The 15,108-nt window shown below is 39.0% G+C and carries 14 protein-coding genes and 1 tRNA gene; 14 read left to right on the top strand and 1 reads right to left on the bottom strand.

Annotation, left to right across the window (positions count from 1 at the left end; all coding sequences use genetic code 11):
- The first annotated feature begins 12 nt into the window (after window positions 1–12).
- The 10 genes from Gferi_RS12625 (at window position 13) to Gferi_RS12580 (ending at window position 8,667) form a co-directional block, all read left to right on the top strand.
- Complete coding sequence (locus Gferi_RS12625; RefSeq protein WP_069977034.1) at window positions 13–1,293, top strand: YhfT family protein; 1,281 nt, start codon at window positions 13–15, stop codon at window positions 1,291–1,293.
- A 100-nt stretch (window positions 1,294–1,393) separates the two neighbouring features.
- A complete protein-coding gene (locus Gferi_RS12620) occupies window positions 1,394–2,536 on the top strand; it encodes an amidase family protein (protein ID WP_069977032.1) in 1,143 nt (380 codons plus the stop codon).
- On the top strand, window positions 2,533–3,441 hold the full coding sequence (locus Gferi_RS12615) for a phosphotriesterase family protein (protein WP_069977031.1): 909 nt from the start codon (window positions 2,533–2,535) through the stop codon (window positions 3,439–3,441). The genes Gferi_RS12620 and Gferi_RS12615 overlap by 4 nt, the downstream gene beginning before the upstream one ends.
- A 13-nt stretch (window positions 3,442–3,454) precedes the next feature.
- Window positions 3,455–4,561, top strand: a complete 1,107-nt coding sequence (locus Gferi_RS12610; protein ID WP_069977030.1) for an aminotransferase class V-fold PLP-dependent enzyme — start codon at window positions 3,455–3,457, stop codon at window positions 4,559–4,561.
- The gene (locus Gferi_RS12605) at window positions 4,562–5,737 is read left to right on the top strand and encodes a YhfX family PLP-dependent enzyme (protein ID WP_069977029.1); all 1,176 of its coding nucleotides are present in this window, start codon (window positions 4,562–4,564) and stop codon (window positions 5,735–5,737) included.
- A 12-nt stretch (window positions 5,738–5,749) separates the two neighbouring features.
- Window positions 5,750–6,970 carry a phosphopentomutase gene (locus tag Gferi_RS12600; RefSeq protein WP_069977028.1) on the top strand — a complete coding sequence of 407 codons (1,221 nt, stop codon included), beginning with the start codon at window positions 5,750–5,752 and terminating at the stop codon, window positions 6,968–6,970.
- On the top strand, window positions 6,967–7,692 hold the full coding sequence (gene nagB / locus Gferi_RS12595) for a glucosamine-6-phosphate deaminase (protein WP_069977027.1): 726 nt from the start codon (window positions 6,967–6,969) through the stop codon (window positions 7,690–7,692). The genes Gferi_RS12600 and nagB overlap by 4 nt, the downstream gene beginning before the upstream one ends.
- Before the next feature lie 45 nt (window positions 7,693–7,737).
- The gene (locus tag Gferi_RS12590; RefSeq protein WP_069977026.1) at window positions 7,738–8,004 is read left to right on the top strand and encodes an HPr family phosphocarrier protein; all 267 of its coding nucleotides are present in this window, start codon (window positions 7,738–7,740) and stop codon (window positions 8,002–8,004) included.
- Window positions 8,005–8,129: 125 nt separating this feature from the next.
- On the top strand, window positions 8,130–8,567 hold the full coding sequence (tadA, locus tag Gferi_RS12585; protein WP_069981407.1) for a tRNA adenosine(34) deaminase TadA: 438 nt from the start codon (window positions 8,130–8,132) through the stop codon (window positions 8,565–8,567).
- Window positions 8,568–8,574: 7 nt separating this feature from the next.
- Window positions 8,575–8,667, top strand: a tRNA-Ser gene (locus Gferi_RS12580).
- Window positions 8,668–8,787: 120 nt separating this feature from the next.
- On the opposite strand, the gene Gferi_RS12575 is transcribed toward Gferi_RS12580, so the two are convergent.
- On the bottom strand, window positions 8,788–9,330 hold the full coding sequence (locus Gferi_RS12575; RefSeq protein ID WP_069977025.1) for a GNAT family N-acetyltransferase: 543 nt from the start codon (window positions 9,328–9,330) through the stop codon (window positions 8,788–8,790).
- 145 nt (window positions 9,331–9,475) lie between these two features.
- On the opposite strand from Gferi_RS12575, the gene Gferi_RS12570 reads away from it, so the two are divergent.
- The 4 genes from Gferi_RS12570 to recQ all read left to right on the top strand — a co-directional run bounded on the left by Gferi_RS12570 (window position 9,476) and on the right by recQ (window position 14,872).
- Window positions 9,476–9,823, top strand: coding sequence for a winged helix-turn-helix transcriptional regulator (locus Gferi_RS12570; RefSeq protein WP_069977022.1), 348 nt, complete (start codon window positions 9,476–9,478; stop codon window positions 9,821–9,823).
- Window positions 9,824–9,898: 75 nt separating this feature from the next.
- Window positions 9,899–10,582: a SanA/YdcF family protein gene (locus Gferi_RS12565; RefSeq protein WP_207645820.1), complete on the top strand. Its 684-nt coding sequence runs from the start codon at window positions 9,899–9,901 to the stop codon at window positions 10,580–10,582.
- A 93-nt stretch (window positions 10,583–10,675) separates the two neighbouring features.
- Window positions 10,676–11,905, top strand: coding sequence for an MFS transporter (locus tag Gferi_RS12560; protein WP_069977021.1), 1,230 nt, complete (start codon window positions 10,676–10,678; stop codon window positions 11,903–11,905).
- An 810-nt stretch (window positions 11,906–12,715) separates the two neighbouring features.
- On the top strand, window positions 12,716–14,872 hold the full coding sequence (gene recQ / locus Gferi_RS12555) for a DNA helicase RecQ (protein ID WP_069977019.1): 2,157 nt from the start codon (window positions 12,716–12,718) through the stop codon (window positions 14,870–14,872).
- The last annotated feature ends 236 nt before the right edge of the window (window positions 14,873–15,108 follow it).

Genomic DNA, 15,108 nt, shown 5'->3' with positions numbered 1-15,108 from the left:
GGGGGAAAAACAATGAATATCCTACTGATTATGTTGATTGGGGCTTTAGCCGCCATTATGGCGAATAAAGGGATTGCCGTTTTTAACGATGGACTGCGCCCCATAATGCCGGAACATATAGAAGGGAGAATGACAAGAAAAGAAATTGCAGCGACTTCTTTTGCAATGAGTTTCGGTTTAGTTATCGGTTTTGGTATACCTTTCTCATTAACTGCAAGTATTATTTTAATTCATTGTATTTTGTTAGGGACAGATATTATAGGGAACTCTTCACCGGATGGGAAAAAGGGAATAGCTGTTGCAGGTATTATAGGAGCACTTTATGGTGCCGGAATTTTATTAGGATTGGAAAGTGTAGTAAAAGCCTTTGAATTACTCCCTGTGAATTTTATGGGAAGTCTGGGGCAGGTGGGCAGCCCGGTAGTGATTGCCTTTGCCGCATTCCCGGCCCTTGCTACCGGATATCAATACAGCGCGAAAAAAGGTTTGATTAATTTAGTATTTTCTGTTTTAGCAAGACAGCTGGCGATTATATTTAGCCCAGTACAGCTGGGAACCATTACAGTCAACATTAATCCGGAGGGTACTGCACTGATTGTAGGTATGATTATTTTGATTATCTATGCCATGAAAGAAAAATCAGAAGAAGAAACAATAGATCTAGTCTCTGTGTTTGCAGAAAGAGTAAAACGAATAAAGAAAAACATTCCCTACTTTATGGTGATAGGTGGTTTGATTTCTGCAGCTACAGCGCTAAGCCTTATGGCCGGAGATCCAATATCTCTAAATTTGTTGGCAGAAGGCAAGCACATTGATGCAGGTGTAGCTGCATTGGCAAGAGGAATAGGTTTTATTCCATTAATTGCTTCTACCGCTATAGCAACAGGCGTATATGCACCAGCAGGGATGACTTTCGTATTTGCAGTAGGATTATTTATTAGAAATCCATTGATTGCAGCAGTTGTTGGGGCACTGGTTATAGGTGCAGAGGTATTATTCCTTGATCAAATATCCAAGTTTCTAGATAAATTTCCAGGCATAAGAAAGTCAGGAGACAATATCCGTAATGCCATGTCTAAGCTTTTGGAAGTTGCTCTTTTAGTTGGAGGTATGAACGCTGCCAATGCCATGGCTCCCGGAATCGGCTTCTTCATCGTTCTAGGGCTGTATATCTTAAATGATATCGCCGGTAGACCTGTTGTTCGTATGGCAGTTGGCCCAATGGCGGCAATCCTGGTAGGAATTCTGGTAAACATTCTTACAATAATCGGATTATTTGTACCTGCAGCATAAAATGACTTTTGTGTGGTGGGGTTTCCATGCCTGCCAGCGTGTAATACCGGAGGTCCAGAGACCCTTCCATACATTCATTAAAGAAATAAGGAGCGAGCGTATGAATATTCTACAAGACAATTTGCTGCTGCAAATGAAAAAGCTTAATAAAGCCATGTTGAAGGCAAAGGATATGGAGAATAAAAGCGTAGTTTATTTCAGAAAGGAAGTACTGGAAGAAGCTGTGGTTACTTTAACTGAAGACCCAATGGCTTCCTTGGTATTGTTTGGCGTCAAGAATACAGTCCAAATAGGTCCAGCCCTTGTGCAGCGCTTAAAAGGGATAAAAGGCTTTTTATTTCATACTGTTGACAAAATGTCTGAAAGAGGAAGAGCCATTGACGTGGATTTGATCAATCCATTAACAGGAAGAGTGATGACAGGTTCTTCCAGCGGAAGCTGTGTAAATATATTGCGTGGTATCAATGATATTGCCATAGGTACCGATGGGGGAGGGTCGGTTCTTGCTCCTGCCATGAGTACAGGACTTTTTTCTATTATGGGTAAGGGCTTGGGATTAAAAGGCAGCCATCCAAGAATTTCAACAGATAATATAAATTTTATACCGGGTATCGGAGTAATCTCCCATGATTATGATTTGTGTAAAAAAGCAATCGGTGCACTTAGCAATATGAAAGAGATTGGCTGCAGTGATATTCAGAATAGGAAAGCAAGGGTTGCTGTACCAAAGGAAGGCTCTGTGCGGCTGCCCAATGGAAAGGATATGAGAAGACAGCTTGATAAGGTTGTGAATGAGATCTCCGGATTCGTGGAAATTGTTGAGAAGGATTTTAAGCATATAGAAGACCGGCATCTTGCAATCTCCACCTGTGAAGAACTATTTAATGAGGATATAGACATGATTATTACCCTGGAAGGGCCCATAGATGTATATGGTACAGGAGATTCTGTACTAGGGCTATTCGGCCAAACAGGAAGAGACATTCAAAATAATTCGGGAAAGTATCTGTTAAAGGTCGCCAATATGATTGATGGGACGGCCATTACGATTCCAAGCGATGAACTGGGAATGGGCATTTTAATTGTAGGGAAAAAAGGAGTAGAAAGCGGTAAGCTGGCGATTGCCCTTGGGGATCGTATAAGAACATTATTTCCAAAGCCCGATTTATTTGAGCGGTATTTTATAGAAGGTTATAAAGAGAAAGACCTTGGATTTTGGGGATGGAAAGGAGAGGACCTATGAGTATAACAACGATTCATGGAATAATTAGTGCAGAGGATTTAGGAAAAACCTATATTCATGAACATCTTAAAATAGACTTGTCAGCCCAAAAGAAAGATCAAGATGCAAAATTTGATGATATAGATGCTGTCATTGGAGAAATGAAAACCCTTAAGGGAAAAGGGATCGATACAATCGTCGAAGTTACGAACCGCGGCATGGGAAGAGATATACAGGCGATGAAAAAAATTGCCGATGCAAGCGGAATCAATATCATCATCAGTACAGGATTTTATAAAGAACCTTATTTGCCCCAATATGTATATGAAATGGAAGAAACAGAGATCAGCAAGCTTTTGATAAAAGATTTATTGGAAGGAATAGAGGATACAAATATAAAAGCCCATGTCATTGGAGAGATCGGAACCAGCAACAATGTCATGACGCCTATGGAACTTAAGGTATTCAGAATCGCAGCAAGGACCCATTTAGAAACCGGAAGGCCGGTTTCAACCCATACGACATTAGGGACTCATGCATTGGAGCAGCTAAAGTTTTTCAAAGAATTTGGCGTGGATGCAACAAAGGTAGTGATCGGACACTTAGATTTAAACTGTGATCTGGATTATCACCTGAGCATTGCGGATAAAGGCTGCTTTTTAGCTTTCGATACCATTGGCAAGCTGAACTATCAATCAGATGAAAAGCGGGCAGCACATATAAGGGATTTAATCCATAGGGGACATTTGGATCAAATTGTATTATCTCAAGATATGACGAGAAAATCCCATCTAAAGGCTAATGGAGGAATTGGATATAGCTATCTAATCGATCATTTTATACCAAAATTGATGGATGCCGGAATAACGGAAGAACAAATTGATGTTATGATGATTCACAATCCAAAGAGATTTCTAAAGATTTAGGGGGCGTATATTGATGAGGACATATCCGATCGCGACCATGGACTTAGAAAAAGCGAAAGAGATGCAATTTAAATTGGTAGATATTATACATCAACACTTTGATGGATATGAATTCTTCAATGGTGGAGATTATGGTGTGGTGCCGGGTATTGGACAGCCAAGGTATACCAAGAAGGTTGAGGAAGTGCTGGCTCAATTTTTTGAGGCGGAGGATGCAGTGCTGGTTCGGGGAGCAGGAACAGGTGCCATCAGAAGTGTTATGAATGCGGAATTAAAGCCTAACCAAAAAATACTGCTGCACGAAGCACCCATATATCCAACCACAAAAGTAATTATAGAATCAATGGGGTTAGAACCTGTTTTTATTAATTTTAATGAGCTGTCTTATAAAGACCGTGAAGTCCTTTCATCAGTATCCTTTGTGCTTATTCAGCATTCCAGACAAAAACTGGATGACAGCTATGACCTGGGCCAGGTAGTAAGCATAATTAAGGAAATAAACTGTAACACAACCCTATTGATTGATGATAACTATGTTGTAATGAAAGCAGAAAAAATAGGGGTACAGCTTGGCGCAGATGCCAGTGCCTTTTCTTTATTTAAACTGCTGGGCCCGGAAGGCATTGGCTGTGTCGTTGGTAAAAAACAAATGATAGACAAAATTAGAAAGATGAATTATTCAGGGGGCAGTCAAGTTCAAGGCCATGAGGCAATGGATGCTTTACGGTCGTTGGTGTATACACCTGTATCTTTTGCTGTTCAGGCGGAAGAAGGAAACAAAATAATCAATCGATTAAATTCCGGTGAGATAAAAGGCATTCAATCAGCTTTTATAGCAAATGCACAATCTAGAGTGGTTTTAGTTGAACTTGAAGAACCTATCGCAAAGAAGGTTTTAGAAATTAGCGCCAAACTGGGTGCAGCGCCCTATCCAATAGGTGCAGAATCCAGATATGAGGTTGCTGCCATGTTTTATAAGGTATCTGGAACATTTTTAAAATCAGATCCTGGATTGGCTGATTCTATGATACGGATAAATCCAATGAGAGCCGGAGCAGATACAGTCCTTCGAATATTAAAGGCATCCATGGATCAGGCCTTAGAGGAAGGAGAAAAGTAAATGTTTTTGGATATGACGATAAAAAGAAATCCTAAATTGATAGAAACTGCAATTAAATTTCATAGGGAAGGTTTAATCAACCCGAATTCCTATGTATTAGATATAGATGAAATAAAGAGCAATGCCCAGAAATTATCGCAGGCTGCTAAAAAGCATAATATAACCCTCTATATGATGACCAAGCAGATCGGAAGAAATGCGGAAATAGCAAAGATTATTGCAGAAAGTGGGATAGCCAAGGCTGTTGCGGTAGATCCATGGGAAGCTATAGAGCTTGGCAGGGCGGGAATAAAGTTAGGACACGTGGGACATTTGGTTCAAATTCCTTTTGGAATGATACGAGAAGTTTTATCTTATAAACCGGAAGTGATCACAGTATTTTCGGTGGAAAAGGCACGGGAGATTTCGGAGGAAGCCTTAAGATTAGAAATGCGGCAGGATATTTTATTAAAGGTTGTAGGTCCTAATGATCTGGTCTGTGAAGGGCAGGTAGGGGGATTTAAGGAAGAAGAGCTGATAGAAAAGGCGAAAGAAATAAAAAAATTGCAGGGGGTTACCATTACAGGGGTTACAGCCTTTCCTTGCTTTTTATATGATTCGGAGAAAGGGAAGATTAAAGAAACAGAAAATGTATATACCGTCATTCGAAGCGTGAAAAAACTAAAAGAGGAATTGGGTATAGAAATCAAACAAATCAATACGCCAAGTGCCAATGCAGTAGCTTCTTTCCCTTTGCTAGCGAAACTAGGTGCAACCCATGGGGAGCCGGGACATGCGCTTACGGGAACGACGCCAATCCATGAAAATGAGATAGTTGAAGAGAAGCCTGCAATGGTGTATGTAAGCGAAATATCTCATTGTTTTGAAGATAAGGCCTATGTATATGGGGGCGGGTACTATAGAAGATCCCGTGTAAAGAAGGCTATGGTTGGCAGGGATTTTGAAAATATGAGGCAGAATATCCTGGAAGCTGAAGAGATTTCTCCTGAGGCCATAGACTACTATGGAATATTAAAATTAGGAGAAAGAGCGGTTCATATTGGAGACACAGTAATTTATGCATTTCGCACGCAGATTTTTGTAACCAGGAGTGAAGTCGTTTTGGTAAAAGGAATACAAAGCAATCATCCTGAAATTATTGGGGTCTATGATAGTCTGGGTAAGAAACTTAGATAAGGTTGTGATACGATGAAAAAACGAGCGATTGTATTGATAATCGATAGCCTGGGTGTCGGACACATGGAAGATGTCGTCAGGATCCGCCCTCAGGATCAAGGAGCCAATACCTTTTATCATATATTGGATAAAGCAGAAAATATAAGCATACCTAATTTAAGCAGATTAGGCATCAATAAGATTGTGAAGCACCCCAGATTAAATGGGAATACAAGTATAGCCAGCTATGGCGTTTTAAATTTGCAGCACTATGGAGCAGACAGTTATGCGGGACACCAGGAAATAATGGGTACCAAACCGATGAAACCCCTCATGGAACCCTTTAAAAATTCCATGATGACTGTAAAACGGGCCCTTGAGGAACAGGGTTATGTGGTTGCAGTACCAGATAGGGATAAACCTTATCTATTCGTCAATGAATTGGTTATCGTGGCGGATAATATAGAAACTGATTACGGGCAAATTTATAATATAACGGCCCCATTGGATGCCATATCCTTCGATGAAGTTCTAAAAATAGGGAATATGGTGAGAAACAATGTTCAGGTAAACCGTGTGATTGCTTTAGGGGGAAAAGAGCTTAGCGTAGAAACGCTTATAAACAGCATAGAAAGACGAGGGGATGGATTGGTAGGCGTTAATTCACCCAAATCAGGCGTATATAAAAGCGGATACCAGGTACGGCATTTAGGATATGGGGTAGATCCTGAAAAGCAGATTCCCAGTATATTAAAAAAAGCGGGAAAAGAGGTTGCACTGATTGGAAAAATGCAGGATATTATTCAATGTGAAGGTGCAACAAAAGTGGTTGCCATTGATACAGAGAAGGTCATGAAAGAAATCATAAACACTGTAGATAGAATGAATGAAGGACTTATTGCTGCTACTGTTCAGGAAACGGATTTGGCAGGCCATGCGGAAGATGTTTCAAGATATTCGGAAAAGCTAATGATTGTAGATAAATATTTGGAAATGATCATAGAAAAAATGGAAAAGGATGATTTGCTTATAATCAGTGCGGATCATGGGAATGATCCTACCATCGGACATAGTCAGCATACAAGAGAAAAGACATTTTTGCTTGCATATGGAAAAGCATTAGACAGTAAACCCCTGGGAGAAAGGGAAACCCTATCGGATATAGCAGCTACCATTGCTGAATACTTTGATGTCAGATACCCACAAAACGGACGCAGCTTCTACAGCCTGATAAAGGGGGATCATTTCGTATGAACATCATTGTAGTAAAAAATTATGAAGAATTGAGCGAACAAGGAGCATCTATCATTGCACGAGAGGTAAAAACGAACCCAAATGCTGTATTGGGATTAGCTACAGGGAGTACGCCCTTAGGTACCTATAGGAAATTAGTGTGTATGCATAAGGAGGAGGGCTTGGATTTTTCTTCGATTACAACCTTTAATTTGGATGAATATTATGGATTAGCCCCAAACCATGAACAGAGCTATGCTTATTTCATGAGAAGAAATTTGTTTAATCATGTGAATATTCAACTGAAAAATACCTATATACCGAATGGCATCGCAGCGGATATTCTCGAGGAATGCAAGAGATATGACGAGCTGATTGAAGAAAAAGGAGGAATAGATCTTCAACTGCTAGGGATAGGGGCCAATGGACACATTGGATTTAATGAACCCAGCGAAGAACTATTGATTGGAACCCATTTGGTTGATTTGGCAGAGAATACAATTAAGGCAAACAGCAGATTCTTTCATTCGGTAGAAGAGGTTCCTAAGCAAGCGGTTACCATGGGGATCGGCTCCATCATGAAGGCAAAGAAAATTCTTTTGTTAGCATGTGGAGAAAATAAAGCAAAGATTATATCTAAGATTATAGACGGAAAATGCAGTACGAAAGTACCGGCTTCTATATTACAGATTCATCCACAGGTAACCATCGTAATAGATAAAGAAATAAATGATCAATTATAGGAGAAAATATAATTTAAATTCAAAGTGCATAGGAGGAGGAAAACAATGTATAAGGCAGAAGTAATCATCAGCAATAAGTCGGGATTGCATGCAAGACCAGCCAGCTTGTTTGTAAAAGAAGCAGGAAAATATGATTCGATAATTAAAGTTATAAAGAATGGTAAAGAATATGATAGTAAAAGCATCATTGGAATTTTAAGTATGGGAGCCGTTGAAGGAGATAGGATCACCATATCAGCTGAAGGTCCTGACGAAAAAGAAGCAGTGGAAGGATTGGTTAGGCTTTTAGAATCTAAATTTGGTGAAGCATAAGAAGCGCTGCCTCTTTGCGCATTATTGGAAGATGTAAGCCGTTGTTAAGACATCGTTTTTATGATATAATTCTGGCTAGATGTATTACCCCTTTTGTAGGAGGCAACTCTGTGGATGAATTTTTTATGCAGGAAGCACTAAAAGAAGCCGCGAAAGCCATGGAACTGAAAGAGGTGCCCATTGGCGCAGTCGTTGTAAAAGATGGGGAAATCATTGCAAGGGGTTATAACTTACGGGAAACCTCTAAAGATCCTACTGCCCATGCTGAGATTATAGCGATTCGTGAGGCAGCAAGGGTTTTAGGCGGATGGAGATTACATGGTTGTGACCTCTACGTGACCATAGAGCCTTGTCCTATGTGTGCAGGAGCTATTCTAATGGCCCGGATCGATCGATTGATTGTGGGCGCTATGGACCCTAAGGCAGGGGCTGCCGGATCGCTGCTCAACATTCCAGAGGATGAGCGGTTCAATCACCAGACAGAGGTTGTCAGCGGTGTATTGGAAGAAGCATGTAGTGAAATGATGAAATCATTTTTTCGGGAGCTGCGAAAAAGAAAGTAGATATTACGGAGAGATGTCCGAGTGGCCGATGGTGACGGTCTCGAAAACCGTTGTACGGGCAAACCCCGTACCGAGGGTTCAAATCCCTCTCTCTCCGCCAGTTAGATTTTACTCAGATACAGTATAAAAAGAACCCAGTTTTTCCTTAGTATTTTAGGAGAACAGGGTTCTTACTTTTTAGGATAAGCGGGTAGACTTTTGTAGCTAATTATTTTATCTGCTAAGTATTTCTTAACACTGTAATAAACCCATTGAGTATCTGGTGACTTGTTTTAAAACCTTTACTTTGATAGAATTTCAATGCATCCCCATTCCCGTTTGATACAAAGATGAACAAATCATTTATGAATTTAAATGATTTTAGCCAGTCCATAGACTTTTCGAACAAAACGGAACCTATGCCAGTTTTACGATAACCCTCTTTTATATAAAACTGAGAGAGACAACCGACATCATCCCCTTTAACAGAATCAAAGTCAAAGAAATTGACAGGTTTAAGCGTAGCAAATCCGCCGGAATAGGTTTCCTTGGGACAAATATTGCTATAGGCATATCCAACAATTTCATTGTCATCTTTAGCGATGATTATTAGGTTGGCCTGAGCACTCTTGATCGATGGAAGCATTCTCGTTTCAAAACACATATTGTCAAACCATTCAGGATGGATATGGGCTTTAGATTTTTGATAAGCCATCAATTCATTACATAAATCCTTAATACAAAATATACTTTCATCAGAAATAACCTCATAATGTATACTCATATGAATCTTCCTTTCTACAAAAGATTAAAAAAATATATTTGATTGATCAATCAGCTTTGATATGATTATATCAATTAAGGTTATTATGACAAGTATGCAGTTTTTTCTGTTTAAGGAAGTAAAAACTAAGTATTGGAGTGATAGTATGAATGACAAAGAACTGTATAAAGGTCCTCTAGACAACTGTCCGTTAACATTCGCACTAAACCTTATCAGGGGAAAGTGGAGGTTGCCAATAATTTGGATATTAAGTAAAAACGGAACGATGCGATATAATGAATTAAAAAGGGGTATTGATGGAATTACCAACATGATGTTGACGCAAACACTAAAAGAATTAGAATCATATGATATTATAAACCGAAAGCAATTTATGGAAGTGCCGCCTAGGGTAGAGTATTCACTGACAGAAAATGGAGAAAATCTAATTCTAGCTCTTAAAGTACTAGCCAACTGGGGAAGCAAAATGAAGAACCGCGGTGATTCAGAATAGCATGGCGTTAAGACTTGTTTTAAGAAGAGGACAAGCTTTTGTCTGATTGTAAAAATACGAAAAGAGGAAGATTAAATGGAGCGAAGAATGAAGAAACTAAAGTGTGCATGGAAAATATTCATCTATTTATCGATCCTTACAGTTGTTGGGTTAACTGCCCTGTTTAGTATCAATAGCTATGTAAAAAGCTCTGTTAAAGATCAAATACTGTCCACACAAGAAGCTGCTCAAACAGACTGGGATTGCATTCTTGTACTCGGCGCAGGGGTTCGGGGTGAGAAGCCAAGCCACATGCTGGAGGACCGACTTCTTCAAAGCATCAGCCTCTATGAAAAAGGTGTTTCAGATCGGCTGATTATGAGTGGTGATCATGGGAGAAAAGAATACGATGAAGTGAATGTCATGAAACAGTTTGCTATGGATGCAGGTATTCCCTCTAAACAAGTTTTTATGGATCACGCAGGATTTTCTACCTATGAAAGCCTGTATCGTGCAAGAGATATCTTTCAGGCCAAGAAAATCATTATCGTTACCCAGGAATATCATTTGTATCGCGCACTATATATTGCAAGAGCACTAGGTATAGAAGCCAATGGTGTTGCTTCCGATCTACGCTTGTATGCCGGTCAGGAATATAGAGAGGTACGAGAAGTATTAGCAAGAGTCAAAGATTTCTTTTATACGATGATAAAGCCAGAGCCGACTTACCTTGGGGATGCTATTCCAGTCACAGGGGACGGCGATTCGACAAATGATTGATAAGCTAATACAGGATAAAGAGATGTTTCATTAATCAGTAGACTTGCAGTGCAGGTATCACAGTATACATCCAGATTGGAGTGCAGTTCAAATATGAAAGATAATTGGAAAAAGAACATCTTCTTGTTTCTATTAAGCCAAACCTTGTCGCTTTTTGGTTCTTCATTGGTTCAGTATGCAATTATGTGGTATATTACGCTCAATACCAAGTCGGGTCTCATGATGACGATTTCTATTATTTGTGGTTTTCTGCCGACATTTTTCATTTCGCCTTTTGCAGGAGTTTGGGCAGATCGATATAATCGGAAAATACTTATCATGTTGTCGGATTCATTTATTGCAGTAACAACCCTACTGCTGGCTATCTTATTTCTTCTAGGCTATGGTTCCATGGGATTACTTTTTACTATGTCTGCTTTCAGGGCAATTGGTTCTGGTATTCAAACGCCAGCTATTGGAGCATTTATTCCTCAAATAGTGCCGGAGGATAAGCTGACAAAGGTCAATGGTATCAACGGAAGTATCCAATCTATAGTTATGCTGACCTCGCCTATGCTTAGCGGGGCGCTTCTTATGATGGCAACCATTGAAGCAATCTTTTTTATTGACGTAGTTACAGCTGCAATTGCGGTATGGGTACTGCTTTTTTTCCTGAAGATGCCAGCCCATGCCAAGGCGCAAAATTTGCAACAAGTCAGTTATTTTAAAGATATGCGTGAGGGTATCGTTTATATAAGGGACCATACTTATGTGAGAAAGTTCTTTGTATTCTGTGCCTTTTTCTTTTTTCTAGCGGCTCCGGTTGCTTTTTTAACCCCACTTCAGGTCACTAGAAGCTTTGGCGACGATGTATGGCGCCTAACCGCCATAGAAATCACCTTTTCTCTTGGGATGATGCTAGGGGGTATGATCATCGCTTCTTGGGGTGGTTTCAGTAATAAGATTTATACGATGACATTTTCGAGTTTTGTCATTGGTATTTGTACCATTGCCCTTGGCATTGTGCCTGTCTTTTGGATTTATCTATTAATTATGGGGATTGTGGGCATTTCCATGCCGCTTTTCAATACTCCTTCAACGGTTCTGCTGCAGGAAAAAGTTGAAGCGGATTTCCTAGGAAGGGTATTCGGTGTCTTAGTAATGATATCAAGCTCCATGATGCCCTTGGGAATGCTGGTATTTGGACCAATAGCCGATATGATCCGAATCGAATGGCTGTTAATAGGAACTGGGTTTCTACTATTTATTCAAAGTTTTTTCCTGATTGGCAGCAAGGATCTGGTTGAAGCGGGAAAACCCCAAAATAAGCCCAATCAAAACTAACTCAGAAGCTATTCCCGATGAGGCTAAAGCTATAATCAAAAAAGAAAACACATTTCTATATGAAGTATTAGCCCGGATTATCACCGAAGGTCAAAAGGATGGTTCAATTAAGAATTTACTACAATCCTGCTACGGGTCCTCTTTTCCCAGAGGCTACACAAGCATTGGAAGAAATTCGTTCTTTTATAAATAAGCACATAGGCAGTTTAGATTAGGAATATATCATAAACCGCAGTTACAGCGATAGGGTGAAGCACATCATAAGTAACGGCGGTTTAATTAATTATTTAATATTTTTTACATTCTGTCCTCTCAAGATAGGTTTTTATCTGTGCTTATGTTTCGTTAAGAGATTTATGGTCACTCCATTCTCAAATTTTATGATAGGCATATGCGGTGAGTTTATATAATCTTCAAAACCAACAATGATACCTCGCCCATATTCTTGATTGACTGTGGGTTCTCCTAGTTTAAAGAAATTATATGAACGTGCAGCATCCTTAAATATTATAGAAAATAATCGGTATTAGGAGACTTTATTAGAAAAACAAACGTATCAGCAATACATATGAAAACGACTATTTTATGTGGAGGTCAATTTATGGAAAATGAAAAGATAAATTTCTTTCAACGGATATTTCAATAAAGAGGCAGAAAGAAGAAAAGCTTGATGAGGATGATTTGATAGAGATGATTTAGAAAAAGGTATTTATCTTTATGTTATAATCATAAAGTATAGAAGTATTGAACAATGGCAGGACCTAAAATATAGATTACAAAAGAAGCAGTTGGAATGAATGAGGTGTAAATATGGATCTGAACCGTATACTAAGAGAATATTTTGGTTATGAAAGTTTTAGAAAAGGCCAATATGAATTAATTCAAGGGATATTAAGTGGACAAGACGTATTAGGCATTATGCCTACCAGTGGAGGGAAATCTTTATGTTACCAAATTCCTGCTTTATTGATGGAAGGCATAACGTTAGTCATTTCACCGCTTATATCATTAATGAAAGATCAAGTAGATGCCTTAAGAGAATCCGGTATATCAGCTACTTATCTAAACAGTACCTTAACATCACAAGAACAAAGAATACGGCTAGAGGAAATAAGAACAGGTCAATATAAACTTGTGTATATCGCTCCAGAAAGATTAAACACTCCCGACTTCTTAAATATTGTGATGGATGTAAGCATTCCGTTTATAGCAATAGATGAATCCCATTGCATCAGTCAGTGGGGACATGATTTTAGGCCGAGTTACAAAGAAATACCCAGGTTTATCGCTAGATTGAATCGCCGGCCAATACTAGGTACCTTTACAGCTACGGCGACAGAAGAAATTATAAAAGATATAAAAGGAATCTTGAGGCTTAACCGACCATTAGAGATCGTGACGGGTTTTGACCGGCCCAATCTTTATTTTCGCGTTGAAAAAGGCATAGATAAGAAAAAATATCTTCTAAATTACTTAAAAAAGCGTTCAGATCAATCAGGAATCATTTATTGTGCTACACGGAAAGAAGTAGAGAGCTTAAATAAAGAATTAAAAGACAAAGGTTTCTTTGTCAGCATGTATCACGGGGGAATGGGAACTGAAGAAAGACAAGAAGCTCAGGATACTTTTCTCTATGATCAGAGTTCAATTATGATAGCTACCAATGCTTTTGGGATGGGAATAGATAAATCGAATGTTCGGTATGTGATTCACTTTAATATGCCAAAGAACATGGAAGCTTATTATCAGGAGGCTGGCAGGGCAGGCAGAGATGGTGAAAACAGTGAATGTATCTTATTGTTTTCTCCCCAGGATGTAGTAAAGCAAAAATATCTCATAGAGCTCAATACGATGCACTCTGAAAGAGAAATCGTAGCATATAAAAACCTGCAGATTTTGATCGACTATTGTCATACCCATGACTGTTTAAGGAAAAGACTTCTAACATATTTTGGGGAAACGACCGATTGGGTGCAATGTGGAAAATGTAGCAATTGTTTAGATGACAGAGAGAAGAGAGATATTACCTTGGAAGCGAAAAAGATTCTCTCCTGTGTTTACAGGATGAAGGAAAGCTTTGGTGTTACAATGGTAGCCAATGTTTTAAGTGGATCTAAAAATAAGAAAGTATTCGCATTAGGTTTGGAAAAACTTTCGACCTATGGAATCATGGAGGAATATACGACAAAAGATATACAGCAGATTATTCTATTTCTCGTGGCAGAAGGGTATCTTACGATGACGGAAGGCAAATATCCTGTAGTCAAATTAACACCTCAATCGGCAGCCGTATTAAAAGGAAAGGAAGAAGTATATAAACGAGGAGAAATTACTGCAATGGAGTGCCAAGAAGAAGGGACAGTTCATGAAAGCCTATTGAAAGATCTAAAGGATTTACGTATGAAAATTGCCTTAGAGAAGGGTGTGCCTCCCTATGTTATCTTTCCTGATACCACATTGAAAGAAATGGCTGTATATTTACCAGAAAGCAAAGAAGCACTGCTAAAGATAAAGGGGATTGGAGCGGTTAAGGCCGAAACCTATGGAGGGCTGTTCCTTCGCACAATTATAAGCTATATGAATAAAAACAACATTGAATCCACTGTTTCAAAGCCAGAAAAAGACTTGTCATCAAAATCAAAGGGGCCTGATAAAATTCAATCCCATCTTGAGACTTATGCACTGCATCAACAAGGATTATCTATAGAGAAAATGGCTGAAGAAAGAGGCTGTACAGAGAATACAATATTAAGCCATTTAGAGAAGTGTTTTTCAGAGGGTTTAGAGATAAACCCTGAGGGCATGGTTGATGAAGCTATAGAGAAACAGATCTTGGAAGTGATAGACCGGGTTGGGAGCCAGTATCTCAAGCCGATTAAAGAGGCATTGCCGGAAGAGATATCTTATTTTGATATTAAGAAGGTGCTTTTAAAGAAAAGCATAGATACTGCTTCAAGTAGTATGTGATAAAAAGTATATGGCATAATCTATTTTAAGGATTCCAATCTTGAGAGACTATGAGGATATGCATGAGAGAGGATACTATAGGTTTTAATCTCTCTAGATCGCTGAAATAAAGGACTGTAGAATTTTTTCTGCGGTCTTTTTTGTGTGTTTTTATAATATTTTTAAGATTTATTTTAAGAAACAGCATGTCAATGACCATGTGGTCATTGACTAGCGATGGAGGGAGCAGTATAATG

The organism is Geosporobacter ferrireducens, from assembly GCF_001750685.1.
Taxonomy (GTDB): domain Bacteria; phylum Bacillota; class Clostridia; order Peptostreptococcales; family Thermotaleaceae; genus Geosporobacter; species Geosporobacter ferrireducens.
Note: the sequence above shows the minus strand (reverse complement) of the source record. Positions and strands in the feature narration are given on the sequence as shown.